Here is a 15259-nt window from a genome sequence, read left to right as displayed (position 1 = left end):
ACATGAAAACAACTTATGTACGTTTAAGTACTTTAGCCATCGCTATGGCCGTTTCGGGTTGGGCAGCAGCAGAAACTTATATCGTCGATCGTTATCAAGATGACACGGATAAAGGCACTTTACGTTGGGCGATTGAACAAGCCAATAGCAAACCGACAGAAGCCAGTGAGATTCTGATTCAAGCGGTGGGGAAAGCGCCTTATGCAATCAAGGTCAACAGTCCATTACCTGAGATCAAAGCACCTGTAAAAATTATTGGGATGCAATGGGCAAAAACAGGTGAATTTATCGTGGTCGATGGGTCAAATTATATTAAAGGCACCGGGGTTGAGGCCTGCCCAGGTGCTGTCGAAGGACAATTCGGGACCAATGTCCGTACAACCACTTTGCCGGGTATCGTATTACGCGACATCAATGGAGTCACCATCCAAGGCTTGGAAATTCGTCATTTCTGTATTGGTATCTTGATGAACCGTGCCAGCAATAACCTAATTCAAAACAACCGTATTATGCATAACTATGGTGGTGCAGGGGTGATGTTGACGGGTGATGATGGCAAGGGCAATCCAACAGCGACCACGACCAATAACAACAAAGTATTGAACAACTATTTTCAAGACAATGGTGACGGGCTGGAACTGACTCGTGGCGCAGCATTTAACTTAGTTGCCAATAACCATTTTATTTCTACAGCTGCAAATCCTGAACCTTCACAAGGGATTGAGATTCTGTGGGGCAATGACAATGCGGTGGTGGGCAATAAATTTGAAAATTACTCAGATGGCTTACAGATCAACTGGGGCAAGCGCAACTACATTGCCTATAACGAACTGACCAATAACTCCAATGGTTTTAACCTGACGGGTGACGGCAACATTTTTGACAGCAATAAAGTACATGGTAATCGGGTGGGGATTGCGATCCGTTCTGAAAAAGATGCCAATGCACACATTACCCTGACCAAAAACTTAATCTGGAATAACGGCAAAGACATTAAACGTTGTGAGGCGGGTGGAAGTTGCGTACCGAATCAACGCGTCGGCGCGATTATCTTTGATATTCCAGGTTTAGAGCATGCACATTTTGTGGGTTCACGTGGTCATGGGGTCAAGATTGATCCTGCAAACTTGCAAAAGACCTGCAACAAACCAGATGAGCAAGGCTGTAATGCACAACCGAACCAGAATATTCAGGCACCAAAATTAACCTTGTCCAAAGGACAAATTGCAGTCGGAGTCAAAGGTCAGCCGAACCAACGTTATCAGGTCGAGTTTTTTGGCAACGCATCGGCCAATTCAAATGAAGCAGAGCTTTATTTAGGTTCAGCTGTTGCTGCAACCAATGTACAAGGAATCGCAACGCTGACTTGGAAACCAACAACCCAAGTGGCTTCAGTGACAGCAACGATCACTGACCGTGTAGGTGCAACATCTGAACTCAGTTCAGCTGTAAAACTGAAATAAACGGCAAGGAGGCCGAATATGAAGTCGAATGCATTATTGCTCAAAATGAGCTGTTTGGCAGTTACTATATGTGCTGCTCAATCTAGTTTTGCGGATCAGCCGTGGTCACAGGATCGTCAATGGCTACTCGGTAACTGGAACGGTCAGCGTCAACAACTGGAAAAAGAAGGCTATAAATTTACGGCCTCGATCATGAGTCAAGCTGCCACCAATCTGGATGGCGGCTATAACGATGACAATGCTTTTAAAAATGCTGCACAACTGTCGCTAGGTGCCAATTTCGATTTAGAGAAAATTGCAGGCTGGAAAGATACCAGTGCTAGCCTTTTAATCACCAAACGTGATGGTAATGCCTTAACCTTGGATCGAATTAAAGACCCGCGTTCTAGTGCGTTAAGCAATTCACAGGAAATCTATGGGCGCGGAAAAATCTGGCGTTTAAGTCAGGCATGGGTGAAAAAGGGCTTTGTTGATAATACGGTACAGTTCAAGATTGGCCGTATGGGTATGTCAGAAGATTTTAATGGCTCGCAATGCGAATTTCAGAACCTGTTACTGTGTGGTGGTCAGCTTGGGAAGTCGATTGGTTCAATCTGGTACAATTTACCTGTTGGATTATGGGGCGCCAATGTTAAGTATCAATTCGCACCTGAATGGACACTGGGCGTAGGTGTCTACGAAGTTAATCCAGATAATATTAAAACTGACCGCAATCGTGATGGTTTTAATCTAGATATGGATCATGTCAAAGGTGCGACCATTCCTGTCGAGCTGGCATGGCGACCAAAACTTGCAGCCTTTAATGGCTTATCAGGTGAATATAAAGTCGGTGCACTCTATTCAACAGCCGAAGCCAATGACATCGCCACAGTCGGCAAAGTACATGATGGCAAGCATAGTTTTTGGCTCAATGCACAACAACAACTCAGCCAAAAAGGCGACGATCCAAAACGTGGCTTGTACGTCAGTTTTAATGCCGTAGTGAATGATAAAGCCACTACAGCAGTCAACAGTACCCAGCAACTGGCACTTTGGTACAAAGGACCTTTTGATAGTCGTCCAAATGATTCAATTGGTTTTGGTATTGCCAATTATCTCGTCAATGATCGTTATAAAGATCGTCAAATTGCACTCAATGAAACTCGCGGTTATGGGCAATACGATGCGTTTGCAGTCGATTATGTTCCTGTCCAGCGTGATGAGCTCAATGTCGAATTGAATTACACCTATCAGTGGTCACCTGCGGTGATGTTAAGACCGAACCTGCAATATATCCATCAACCTGCGGGCGTTAAAGAAGTGGATGATGCATGGGTTGCAGGCCTGAGCATACGCGTGAATTTCTAATACAGGAGTATGACAGATGTCTGAATCTTCAAGCTCACAGACCATACTCAAAATATGGTGCTTTATTTTGGCCTTAGTTTTGTTGCTGACAGGGCTGTTTTTTACCATCGGTGGCGTAAAGCTGGCAACCTTAGGCGGATCATGGTATTTCGTGATTTCGGGTGTATTTACACTGCTTGCTGCTATTTTTATTTTTAAGAAAAAAGCATTGGGTGTCTGGTTATTCAGTCTGGTTTTTATAGGAACAATCATCTGGTCATTGATTGATGCAGGTTGGGAGTTCTGGCCTTTATTTTCAAGACTGATGTTCCCAGCAGGTTTATTTGCTGCACTGATGTTTACTTTACCTGCCATCCGTCGTTATCAATTTCAACCGAGTACTGATCTACCTGCTTATGGTTTGGGAATATTGACGGCTATCGGCATGGTAATCGGTTTTTATCAGATGTTCCAGCCACACCCAACGGTTGCCGCATCTGGGCAGGCCTTGCCTTTAATTCCTGTAAAAACCGATATGAAGCAGACCAACTGGCAGCATTATGGTCAGGATGCAGGCGGAAGTCGTTTTGCGGCGCTGGATCAGATCACACGGGATAATGTGCATCAATTAAAAGAGGTTTGGCGTTTCCGTACGGGTGATTTCACCACAGGTTCGGGAAATGGTGCAGAAGATCAAATGACGCCGCTACAAGTGGGCAATAAGATTTTCCTGTGTACCCCGCATAACAACATTTTTGCGTTGGAAGCGGACTCTGGTAAACAACTTTGGAAAGCCGAAGTCAACTCCAAGTCGGATGCTTGGGAGCGTTGCCGAGGGGTTGCTTATTTTGATTCTACCCAAGCCTTGGTGCAGCCAACCTTAGCAGGTGCGACACCTGTTCAAGCTGTCGCTAACAATAGCTCATGTCTGCGCCGTGTTTATACCAATACACCAGATGGTCGCTTAATTGCCGTTAATGCAGATACAGGTGAACGTTGTACAGACTTTGGGGTAAATGGCACGGTTGACCTACTCAAAGGTTTAGGTGAGGGAACCACTGCACCACGTTTTGAGGTGACTTCTGCGCCAACTATTGCGGGGACAGTGATTGTAGTGGGAAGTCGTATTGCTGATAACTTTGCTGCCGATATGCCGGGTGGGGTGATTCGTGCATACGATGTCATTACAGGTGAATTACGTTGGGCCTTTGATCCACGTAATCCAGATCCAAACCATGTGTTAAAAGAAGGTGAAACCTATAAGCGCAGTTCTGCCAATTCTTGGGCAGCCATGTCTTATGATCCGCAAATGAACACAGTATTTTTGCCAATGGGTAGTTCATCTGTGGATGTCTGGGGCGGTAATCGTCAACCCTTAGATCATAAATATAACTCTTCTGTTCTGGCTTTGGATGCAACCACAGGCAAGGAAAAGTGGGTCTATCAAACGGTTCATAATGACCTTTGGGATTTTGATTTGCCAATGCAACCAAGCTTGGTGGATTTCCCAATGCAAGATGGCAGCAATCAACCTGCTGTGGTGATTGGCACTAAATCAGGCCAGTTCTTTGTGTTGGATCGTGTAACTGGCCAACCACTGACTAAAGTGATTGAACAGCCGGTCAAACCTGCCGATATCAAAGGTGAGCAATACAGTCCAACTCAACCTCGTTCGGTGGAAATGCCGCAGATTGGCAATCAAACCTTAACTGAATCGGATATGTGGGGCGCAACGCCATTTGACCAGTTGATGTGCCGAATTAACTTTAAATCGATGCGTTATGAAGGTTTATTTACTGCACCTGGCAAAGATAAATCTTTAAGTTTTCCGGGTTCTTTAGGCGGCATGAACTGGGGTAGCATTGCCTTTGATCCAAGTCATCAATATATGTTCGTCAATGACATGCGTTTAGGACTGTGGATTCAGTTGATTGAACAGACCCCTGAAGACTTGGCTGTTCAAGCCAATGGCGGAGAGAAAGTCAATACAGGTATGGGCGCAGTGCCGATGAAAGGCACACCTTATAAAGTCAACAAAGATCGCTTCTGGTCGAAGTTGAATATCCCATGCCAAAAACCACCTTATGGCACCATGACCGCAATTGATATGAAAACCCGTCAAATTGCATGGCAGGTTCCAATGGGAACTGTGCAAGATACTGGTCCTATGGGCATCAAAATGGGGCTTAAAGCACCGATTGGAATGCCAACCATCGGTGGACCAATGGCAACTCAAGGTGGGGTGGTCTTCTTTGCTGCAACTCAGGATTATTACTTGCGTGCATTGGATTCATCCTCGGGCAAAGAGTTATGGAAAGCGCGTTTACCTGTAGGGAGTCAAGGCACACCAATCAGCTATGTATCTCCGAAAAACGGTAAACAGTATGTGCTGATTACTGCGGGCGGTGCACGTCAGTCGCCTGATCATGGTGACTATGTGATTGCATATCGTTTGAATTAAACTGCAATTGAAATAAACAAAACGGCAATCACTGAGATTGCCGTTTTTCATTGATTTAGTTTTAAGTTGCTGCAGTTAAAACAGGCATCTGTACAGCATCAGAAATCACGGCAAATTGTGGTTGAGCATTTTGCCCCAGTTGATAATCCGAGAAGTTAACTTGCCAGAAACCCAAGCTTGCGGTTGTTGCGATATAGAAAACCTGATTGCTGTGATCACGAACGATTTCCCATTGAGTATAGTCACCTTTGATATTGCCATTTTCATCAATACATTGTTCGCGAGTGACATAAATGCCTTTAATCACATTCATCACATGTGCAATCGCAGCAGTGTTACTTGGGCGTTGAGTTTGGTTTAACCAAGGAATTGAATAATTCAGGGTGAATGCTGTACGCAGGAATCGATCAGAAGGCAATGCGGAAGAAGAAAGCCCAATCGAACCACCACCATTACCAGCTTTACTTACATTTAAGCCAATGATGGTTTGATTGTCAGTTTCAACATTGGTGACCCCTAGATAATTTTCTAAGTTGGTACGATGCCATTCAATAAATGGCGTATTGGTCATGACACCAATATCGGTGTTGTCCGTAATCGACAATTGCCCATCACGAAACTCAAGTACCAGACTTGCCCCCGTTTTATCGTGAAATTGGAAATGAATTGGGATTAAGTTTTTGAGTTCATCCGTGTGATTAAACTCGCTGTGCTCAGAAAATTGTAGCGGATCCCAAAAATATAAAACTTCCCCCAGAGAAGTGGGCTGTCCTTGCTGAATGGCGTATAAATCCTTTTTTAAGGTTTCAACTGAATTGTAGTTAGACGCAGCCCAGCCACAAATATCCAAAGCTGAAATGAGTTTGGCATTTGGTGGCGCATCGGCTTTTTTAGGATAACGGGAAGGTGGTAACCATAGTGCAGCTGCCGAAAATCCTTCTGTATTCATGGCATCACATAATTTGGTATCAAACAGATTTAAAGGGAGCTTAATCCCGATCCCCATAAAACCATATTTTGCATTCCAGTGATAAGCAGGTGTATTCGAACTTAAGGTATCAATTGCCTTTAAGGGCGTTGCCAATGGGATTGCTGCCAGTTGCCAAGTAAATGTGGCTGCAAAATCCATAGTACGCCCAGAAATACGATAGCCTGTTGCTTGAGGTAAAATAAACTCGGTACACATATTATTTTCTCTTTTGATTGTTAAAATAAATCATGATTTTTGGTTTTTATTTGATCTTAAATTATTATGTAAGTGCTCTAAATATATAAGATCGTTTGAGCATATAAAAAGCTAGCAGAGGATATTTTGATAGTCAAATAGTTTTAATATAAATATAGGGTTCTATTTTTAAATATTATTTAAAATAAAAATAAATAATTAGATGCTGTATTTTCTAGTTTAAATCATTCGTACATCACAGTCAGAAAGTCGATATTGCGTGTGGGTAAGTAGAGTTGGCATATTCATTGCTTCATTTATGATATCTGGTCTGACCAGTCAGACAATGCGTTAAATTGGAGCAGCAATGCAACTCGAAACATTCAATCAGCTAGATTCAGGTGAAGCCCAACGGGTTTTGCAAAGCTGTGCGCACATTCCCACTTGGATTTCTGAACTGCTACAGCAACGTCCTTACAGCTCGAAAGAACAGCTTTATCAAACTGCGCTGGCACAAGCGCAAACCTGGCAATGGCCTGAAATTTCTGCGGCCTTGGAGCAACATCCACGGATTGGTGAGAAAAAAGCGGCAGCGGTGTTGTCTGAAAAAGAACAACAGTTTTCACAGCAAGAACAAGGGCAGATCCAAACCGATGCAGTCCTGCAACTGGCACTTTATCAGGGCAATTTAGATTATGAGCACAAATTTGGGTATATCTATCTGATCCGTGCGGCAGGGCGTTCAGGACAGCAGATACTGTCCGAACTGCAACGCCGACTCAAAAACACAGCAGAACAAGAGCAGGCCGAAGTGAAGCAGCAATTAGGGGAAATCGCACTGCTTCGTTTAAATCAGGAGATTCAATAATGGCGGGTGTCAGCACACATATTTTAAATGCATCACTGGGCCAGCCTGCATCAAAGGTTCTGGTGAAGTTACTGCAACAAGTGGATCAGGATTACATGTTATTGGATCAACAAGTTACCGATGCAGATGGTCGTATTAAAACATTCAACTTCGATGTATTTGTGCAGAGCAATTACCAATTAATTTTTGAAGTTGCCGATTATTTTCAAGCTTTAAATACCGAAAGTTTTTATCCACGCGTATGTATTGATTTTAAAGTCACTGATATTCAACAGCACTATCACGTGCCGTTATTAATCAGTCCGTTTTCATATTCAACCTATCGTGGCAGCTAAACCAACTCAAGCAATGTGGACATTATGAATTTAATTTGAGGAATTAACCCATGCAGCAAGACAACCTAGACCGTGAGGCTCACGGATCAGCAGAACATCAATATTTAGGCATGAACAAAAACCTCATTTATGGTTTGCAACATGTCTTGACCATGTATGGCGGCATCATTGCACCGCCGTTAATTATTGGCGCTGCGGCGGGCTTGCAAGCCTCTGAAATTGGACTATTGGTGGCGGCTGCATTATTTGTTGGGGGAATTGCCACCGTTTTGCAAACTGTTGGTTTCAAGCATTTCGGCGCAAAATTGCCGATTGTTCAGGGCGTCTCTTTCGCAGGTGTCGCCACCATTCTCGCTATTGTAACCACAGGTGGTGGTTTGGCATCGGCGTTTGGTGCTGTGATTGTAGCGTCGATTATTGGTCTGTTGCTTACGCCATTTTTCGCAAAAATTATCCGCTTCTTTCCACCCGTGGTGACTGGTTGTGTAATTACCATGATCGGTATTTCGCTGACGCCTGTAGCAATCCGCTGGATTATGGGCGGCAATCCAAAAGCTGAAAACTGGGGTGATCCAGCCAATGTTGGTTTGGCATTAATGACCTTAGCGATTGTGATTATTTTTAGTATGTTACGCAGTCAAATCTTGCGTCGGCTTGCGATTTTGATTGCCATTGTGTTGGGAACCGTACTGGCTTATTTTGCAGGATTCACTGATTTTTCCAATGTCGGTTCAGGTTCTATTTTTGCTTTGCCGAGCTTTTTCCACTTCGGTTCTCCTGTCTTTGAGTTTTCTGCCATTCTTTCCATGGTGATTGTGACATTGGTGGTGATGACGGAAACCACCGCAGATATTATTGCGATTGGTGAAATCGTGGGCAGCAAAGTCGATTCCAAACGTATTGGGGATGGTTTACGTGCCGATATGCTATCGAGTGCAATCTCACCGATCTTCGGCTCATTTATGCAAACGGCATTTGCACAAAATGTTGGACTGGTGGCGATTACTGGAATTAAAAGCCGATTCGTGGTGGCAACAGCAGGCGGAATTCTGATTGTTTTAGGTTTGCTGCCGATTGTGGGGCGTTTAGTCGCATCCATTCCGATGCCGGTATTAGGCGGAGCGGGGATTGTCCTGTTTGGAACAGTCGCAGCCAGTGGAATTCGCACTTTAGCGAAAGTGGATTATAACGAGCATAAGAACCTGATTATTGTCGCAACCTCATTGGCGATCGGCATGATTCCGATTGTAAATCATGAGTTTTATGCGCAATTCCCTGTTTCTGTGCAGATGTTATTACACTCTGGGATCAGTTCGACCTGTATTACCGCAATTTTACTCAACATCATTTTCAATCATCTTCCATTCACTAAAAAATCAGTTGAAGTGGCAAGCTTGCCCTTAAATTCAGGGCATTGATCATCACGGATTCAGACTTGAATATTCAAACTGAATCCTGCTTTTTACCTGCACATCGTTAAAAGTCGCTTATTTAATTTTGAATAGGTCTGGGGGCGTTTTGGCTTTAAAAAGTGCAAAGCACGATTTTTAAGGCATCAGAAGGTCAGTTTTAAAGGTTTTAAATCAATTTTTAGATCAAAGATCTAGGGGATATCTATGCAAAAAATTCGCTTAACATCGGTTGCTTTCGTAGTGGCTATGGGGACAACGCTACCTGCATGGGCTGCTGATACCAGCTTAAATGCTTTATTCAATTTGCAACAAGATTGTCAGCCTCAGGACAATTCAATTGAATCGATTTCCGCTGTATTTGCCTGTGGTAGCGTGCATGGTGTGGTCAAGTCTACGTATTATTCACTCAATAATGGTTATTTTGTGAATAATTTAAATCAAGATACCGCGGTGATTGGCGGTTATATCAAATATGAAACAGCGCCTTTTTATGGGGTACAGGCAGCGGTTGGTTATGATATTCAGCGTCGTTTAGATGAGAAAGATAATAAGGCTGAAGTCGATGAGCTCAAGGAAGATGGTGATGGTTTAGCAGAAGCCTATTTGACATGGAAAAATGATTTGGCTCGGGTGACCGTCGGTAATCAGCGTCTCAATTTGCCTTTTATGGGAGATTATGCGGACCGCCGTGTCTTGATGTTCTTATATCAAGCTGCAGATGTACAGATCGGGAATAACAATGATTTCCTGCGTTTGACCAAAGTGAATAAATATAAAAGTTATGCAGAAGATGAGTTCACCAAAAGCTCGCGTCAAAATTCAAATTTGCAAACCGATGGGGTTTGGTCATTTGGTGCAGGGAAACGCTTTGCATTAGCGGATGATAAGGCTCTAAAAACCCAACTGTGGTATCAGGATTATGATGACTATCTGCGTTTGATTTATACCCAAGCAGATCTGGCATTTCCAAAATTGAATTATTCCCCTGAGTTTTCACTGCAATATATGTCTGGCAAGGATCAGGGCAAAGCACTTGCAGGCGAGATCAATAGTCAGGTTTGGGGTGTCCAAGCTGCGTTTAAGGTTTTACCAGCTGCCAGTTTGAAGCTGGCCTATAACTATATTAAGCCCGATCAAAAGAGTTATCTAAATGGTGCGCTGCTTATGCCTTATGCTAGCCAAACCTCATCTGGTGAAATTTTTGCACAACCTTTTTTTACCAGTACCCAAGATCTAGGCGCGGGCAATGCCTTGATGCTGTCTTTGGAGGGCAAACTGACAGATCAAGTGATTGCTGGAGCACGTTATTCGTTTATGGATTTAAAAGAGGCTGAAAATGTCGCCAGTCGAAATCAATCTGAATACATGCTGTTTGGCATTTATAACTTCACGGGTGCTTTGAAAGGTTTTAGTGTCAGTAATTTTGCAGGGATTCAGACTTCTCCGCGCTATGACAAGAATTTCTTACAAAACCGTTTTGCACTGAGTTACAAATTTTAAAGGATGAGGTAATGACAATGATGGCCAGCTTAAATAGCCGTTCAAGAATTTGGATTAAACAACCACTCGCAATTTATACCGCGAATCAACTCGATGCGAGTAATGGCTTGGTGATTGAAAATAATAAAATCATTGAGGTTTTGGCAAAGGATCAGCAACCCAGTCAGCCCTGTGATGAGGTATTCAATGCCAAAGACTTGGTGGTGATTCCTGGGTTGGTGAATAGCCACCATCATTTTTATCAAACCTTGACTCGGGCTTGGGCACCTGTGGTTAATCTACCTTTATTTCCATGGTTGGTTAATCTGTACCCGGTATGGGCACGACTAAATTCAGAGCAGTTATATGTCGCGACTCAAGTGGCTTTGGCCGAGTTGTTGTTATCGGGCTGTACCTTTGCTGCAGATCATCATTATCTATTTCCGCAACAATTGACCGATGCGATTGATATTCAAGTCAATGCCGCGCAGCAATTGGGAATGCGGGTGATGTTAACCCGCGGTTCGATGAGTCTCGGACAAGAACAGGGTGGTTTACCACCACAGCATACCGTGCAAAGTATGGAGGTCATTTTAAAGGACAGTGAGCGCTTGGTGCAGACCTATCATCAACGCGGAGATAACGGCATGGTCAATATTGCCTTGGCTCCATGCTCTCCCTTTTCGGTCACACAGGAGATTATGCGAGAAAGCGCGCAACTTGCCCAAACACTCGATGTCAGATTGCATACACACCTTGCGGAAACCTTGGATGAGGAAAGCTTCTGTCTGGAAAAGTTTGGCATGCGTACGGTGGATTATTTAGAACACGTGGGTTGGTTGAATGAACGGACTTGGTTGGCACATGGCATCCATTTTAATGCAGATGAAATTCAGCGTTTAGGGCAGGCTGGAGTAGGAATTTGTCATTGTCCACATTCCAATATGCGCCTCGCTTCAGGGATTTGCCCAACCCTCGATTTAATGCAGGCAGGTGCCAAGGTGGGTATGGGCGTTGATGGTTCTGCCTCTGGAGATGCTTCAAATTTAATTTTGGAAGTTCGTCAGGCCATGTATTTACAACGTTTAAAATACGGTGCTGAAAGGATTACTCCTGAGTTGGCCTTGCATTGGGGAACCCACGGTTCGGCGCAGTTATTAGGCCGTGGACAGCATTTAGGACAATTTGCACCTGATTATCAAGCCGATTTAGCCTGTTATAAGCTCGATGAGTTGAAATTTTCAGGCAGTCATGACCCGATTGCAGCCTTACTCTTGTGTGGGGCAGATAAAGCAGAACATGTGATGGTTGCAGGTCAGTGGCAAGTTAAACATGGCGAGATTCAAGGATTAGATTTAGAAGAACTGAAAGCGAAGCATCGTGCTGCAGCAAAAGCCTTATTGGCGGCATAAGAAATAGCTGTTAATTTAGAATCAAAAGGAGGGGGCTGATAAGTACCCCCTTTAGGTATTTAATCGAGTGGATTGCCAATAATATTACTGATGATGCCTTGCATGATATGTGAGCCTTGTTCTTGGTATAGCGATTGATACCATTCTTCAGTCACTTGCGGATCTTTCATATGGGTGACATCGCAACGCTTACGAGCTCGAAGGACCATTTCTTTAGTACGATCATTGCGCTTGTTTTGATAACGTGCCAATGCATCCTCTAAACCAAAGGTATTGATTTGTAAGGCACGAGCAAGATAAATCGCATCCTCCATGGCTTGGCAGCCGCCTTGTCCGATATCTGGGGTGGTGCTATGCGCTGCATCACCGAGCAGCACTACACGTCCTTTATAAAAATCCATAAACGGTTCGATGTCATGAATTTCGACACGATTGGTTTTTTGTGTATCTAAACGTTCAATCAGTTTTTGTACAGGTTCACACCAGCCGCTGAAATGGGATTTGAGATCTTGCTTATACTGTTCACGTTGATTGGCCAGTCCAGCCGCTAATGGGACATCAAAGAAAAAATAAAAACGATTTTGGGCAACTGGCATCAGTGAAACACGCTTACCTTCACCGATATACGTCGTCCATTGCATGGCAGGCGCAATCGCTTCATCTATATCGACCAAACCATTCCAATTCACATAACCTGCATAGCGACGTTCAACCTGATAACCGAGGACAAATTTTCGGGTGAGAGAATGTGTACCGTCTGCGCCAATCAGTAAATCAGCTGTAATTTGTGAGCCATCTAGAAAATGAAGGGTGACATCGTCCTGATGGCTTTCAATCGCCGTCATTTTCATGCCTAGTTTGATATCTTCCAGACCAAATTGCTGCATTAATAATTGTTGTAGATCGGCTCGGGCGACAGGGTAGGCTCGTTGGCCGACTTCTTTATATAAAGGTGATAAGCTAAATTGAGTCATGGTTTGTTGGCTCAGTCCATCCACATAGGCCAAAGATTCCATTTGCCCACCAAGCGCCTGAATTTGATCGGTTAAGCCCAGATAATTGAGGCACTTAACCCCATTTGACCAAAGTGAGATGGCCGCACCGACGGGTAATATTTCGGCAGCTTGTTCATAGATCGTGACCTGATGACCAAATTTTTTTAAAGCGATACCAGCAGTCAAACCGCCCATACCTGCACCTACAATCGCAATATTCATCGTTCAGACCCTAAATATATAAATAAGTTTCTAAACAGTTCTAAGCGAGAAGTGTGCCAGTTTTAGCAACTGGTTTTACTGGTCATACCAGATAATTTGCTTTATTAAAAAGCAAAAATAGAAAGGCTGCATGGATATGGTTCAAAGCATGGGGCAAAGTGGTGCAGATGTGATTTTGGTGCTTAGATTGAGCTGTTATGCCGAGAAAAGTACACACCCGCCCGTTGCGCAGCACCAATAATATGCGCTTGCATGGCTTTTTCAGCCGCTGTTGCATCTTGATTAAATAAGGCTTGCAGAATTAACTCATGTTCTTGAATGGTTTTAAATGCCAGATTAGGTTGAACAAAAGGCAGGATCTGGCTTTTTTTAATCCATTCAGTATGCATTTTAAGTGTTTGAATAATCGATTGATTATGACTAAGCTCAATAATATGTTGGTGAAAAGCATAATCGAATTCAGAGGCTGCCTGCCAATTCTGTTCTTTAATTGCACTGGCAAGTGATTGGTAGTGTTGCTGGAGGGTCGACTTATCCTGTTCGGTTAAATATTCACATGCAAGCAGGGCGCAAAAACCTTCCAACACGTAGCGTAATTGGTAGAAATCTTTGAGCGAAACACGGTGCTCGCCATCCCATTGTTCTGCGGCTTGGCTATGCTGTGAAATCACATAAACCCCTTTACCCGCCTTGATTTCCAATAAGCCTAAAGCGGCAAGACGGGTTAATGCCTCACGTAAAGAAGCACGGCTGATTCCCAACTGGAGGGCAAGATCACGTTGCGAGGGTAAGGCAGAACCGACTGCATAAGTATTTTGTTGAATGCGTTGATGAATTACTTCCACCGCTTGCTCAGTCACCTGAGAGGATTTTCCATTGAGCATAGCCTGTGGACTCATCAGCAACGCACCTTAAATATAAAAATAAACAGTTTGATTCTACACAAAATTTATCTTTTTGTTGGCGCTGTTGATGAAAAATAGCTATATTTTTGATAACAGGTCAGACCAGTTGGACTGGATCTTGCATAATAGAATAGAAATGAAACCTTCAGGAATGATCAATGACAGTGCATGTTGCTAAAACCGTAGCTTTACCGACCCATTTGCAGGCGTTCACTAATCTTGCTGATGCCAGAATTGGTGCAACTATCGTAAGTTGTTCCGATGAGTTTTTTGCAGAAGCTGCAAGAATGTTGCAAAGCACACCGGCTCAATTCATTGAAGGAAAATATGATGACAATGGCAAATGGATGGATGGGTGGGAAACAAGACGTAAGCGTGAGTCTGGTTATGATTGGTGTATTGTTCGTTTAGGTGTGACAGGGCTTGTATCTGGATTTGATATTGATACCTCATTCTTTACAGGTAATTATCCAGCCTCTGCCTCCATTGAGGGTTGCTATGCGCCAGATAATCAATTGGAAGGGATCACATGGACTGCTTTATTAGAAAACTCAGTTTTATCTCCAGACCAGCATCATTTTTTCGACTGCGCTGCTCAAAAAATTACCCACATTCGCATTAATATTTTCCCTGATGGAGGTATCGCCCGTTTACGAGTCTATGGTCGTGTGCTGCTCGAAAATGTTGATACAACCCAGCAGATGGATTTGATTGGTTTAAAAAATGGCGGGCGTATTGTGGCCTTTAGCGATGCGCATTTTGGCCATCCGAATAATCTACTCAACCCTGATCGTGGTTTAAATATGGGTGATGGTTGGGAGACCAAACGTCGCCGTGCCCCTGGTTTTGATTGGTGCATTATTGCTTTGGGACAAACAGGACAGATTGAAAAAATTGACGTAGATACCGCCTATTTTAAAGGAAATTTTCCTGCATTTTGTTCGATTCAAGCTGCTTATGTTGAAGATGCGACCGATGCGCAACTTATTCCGCAGAGTATGTTTTGGCCCTTTTTATTGGAACAGCAACCTTTGAGCATGGACAATATTCACGAATATGTTGCAGAAGTGCTTCAACATCAAAAAGTGAATTATATCCGCGTCAATATGATTCCTGATGGCGGGATTAGTCGGATTCGTTTATGGGGGAAAGCGCTTAAATAATTTCTCATGAGTGAATAGCCTCATTGTGACCCAATGAGGCCAATAAGAAATTG

The 15259-nt window shown here is 43.5% G+C and carries 12 protein-coding genes; 9 read left to right on the top strand and 3 right to left on the bottom strand.

Going from position 1 to position 15259, the window contains the following annotated elements; genetic code table 11:
* Positions 1-2 precede the first annotated feature (2 nt).
* From F896_RS07655 to F896_RS07665, 3 genes are read left to right on the top strand one after another with little or no spacing between them, the layout of a single operon-like run.
* On the top strand, positions 3-1463 hold the full coding sequence (locus tag F896_RS07655; protein ID WP_016164107.1) for a right-handed parallel beta-helix repeat-containing protein: 1461 nt from the start codon (positions 3-5) through the stop codon (positions 1461-1463).
* Between the two features lie 45 nt (positions 1464-1508).
* On the top strand, positions 1509-2810 hold the full coding sequence (locus F896_RS07660; RefSeq protein ID WP_416201942.1) for a carbohydrate porin: 1302 nt from the start codon (positions 1509-1511) through the stop codon (positions 2808-2810).
* A gap of 16 nt (positions 2811-2826) precedes the next feature.
* Positions 2827-5250: a glucose/quinate/shikimate family membrane-bound PQQ-dependent dehydrogenase gene (locus F896_RS07665; protein WP_016164105.1), complete on the top strand. Its 2424-nt coding sequence runs from the start codon at positions 2827-2829 to the stop codon at positions 5248-5250.
* Between the two features lie 61 nt (positions 5251-5311).
* Here F896_RS07665 and F896_RS07670 read toward each other — a convergent pair whose 3' ends face one another.
* Complete coding sequence (locus F896_RS07670) at positions 5312-6436, bottom strand: linear amide C-N hydrolase (RefSeq protein ID WP_016164104.1); 1125 nt, start codon at positions 6434-6436, stop codon at positions 5312-5314.
* 346 nt (positions 6437-6782) lie between these two features.
* Between F896_RS07670 and uraD the strand changes: the two genes are divergently transcribed.
* The 5 genes from uraD (at position 6783) to F896_RS07695 (ending at position 11921) form a co-directional block, all read left to right on the top strand.
* On the top strand, positions 6783-7283 hold the full coding sequence (uraD, locus tag F896_RS07675; protein ID WP_016164103.1) for a 2-oxo-4-hydroxy-4-carboxy-5-ureidoimidazoline decarboxylase: 501 nt from the start codon (positions 6783-6785) through the stop codon (positions 7281-7283).
* The gene (uraH, locus tag F896_RS07680) at positions 7283-7618 is read left to right on the top strand and encodes a hydroxyisourate hydrolase (protein WP_016164102.1); all 336 of its coding nucleotides are present in this window, start codon (positions 7283-7285) and stop codon (positions 7616-7618) included. The genes uraD and uraH overlap by 1 nt, the downstream gene beginning before the upstream one ends.
* Before the next feature lie 50 nt (positions 7619-7668).
* Positions 7669-9036 carry a nucleobase:cation symporter-2 family protein gene (locus tag F896_RS07685; RefSeq protein WP_016164101.1) on the top strand — a complete coding sequence of 456 codons (1368 nt, stop codon included), beginning with the start codon at positions 7669-7671 and terminating at the stop codon, positions 9034-9036.
* Between the two features lie 198 nt (positions 9037-9234).
* Positions 9235-10530, top strand: a complete 1296-nt coding sequence (locus F896_RS07690; RefSeq protein WP_016164100.1) for an OprD family outer membrane porin — start codon at positions 9235-9237, stop codon at positions 10528-10530.
* Between the two features lie 17 nt (positions 10531-10547).
* On the top strand, positions 10548-11921 hold the full coding sequence (locus F896_RS07695) for an 8-oxoguanine deaminase (RefSeq protein WP_016164099.1): 1374 nt from the start codon (positions 10548-10550) through the stop codon (positions 11919-11921).
* A 59-nt stretch (positions 11922-11980) separates the two neighbouring features.
* Here F896_RS07695 and hpxO read toward each other — a convergent pair whose 3' ends face one another.
* Positions 11981-13138, bottom strand: a complete 1158-nt coding sequence (gene hpxO, locus F896_RS07700) for an FAD-dependent urate hydroxylase HpxO (protein WP_016164098.1) — start codon at positions 13136-13138, stop codon at positions 11981-11983.
* Positions 13139-13320: 182 nt separating this feature from the next.
* Positions 13321-14037: a FadR/GntR family transcriptional regulator gene (locus tag F896_RS07705; RefSeq protein WP_016164097.1), complete on the bottom strand. Its 717-nt coding sequence runs from the start codon at positions 14035-14037 to the stop codon at positions 13321-13323.
* A 164-nt stretch (positions 14038-14201) separates the two neighbouring features.
* On the opposite strand from F896_RS07705, the gene alc reads away from it, so the two are divergent.
* Positions 14202-15206 (top strand): allantoicase, encoded by a 1005-nt coding sequence (gene alc / locus F896_RS07710; protein WP_016164096.1) that lies wholly within the window; start codon positions 14202-14204, stop codon positions 15204-15206.
* Positions 15207-15259: the final 53 nt, after the last annotated feature.

Origin of the sequence: Acinetobacter genomosp. 15BJ (assembly GCF_000400715.1) — a bacterium.
Lineage (GTDB): Bacteria > Pseudomonadota > Gammaproteobacteria > Pseudomonadales > Moraxellaceae > Acinetobacter.
This window is presented reverse-complemented; position numbering and strand designations above follow the sequence as displayed.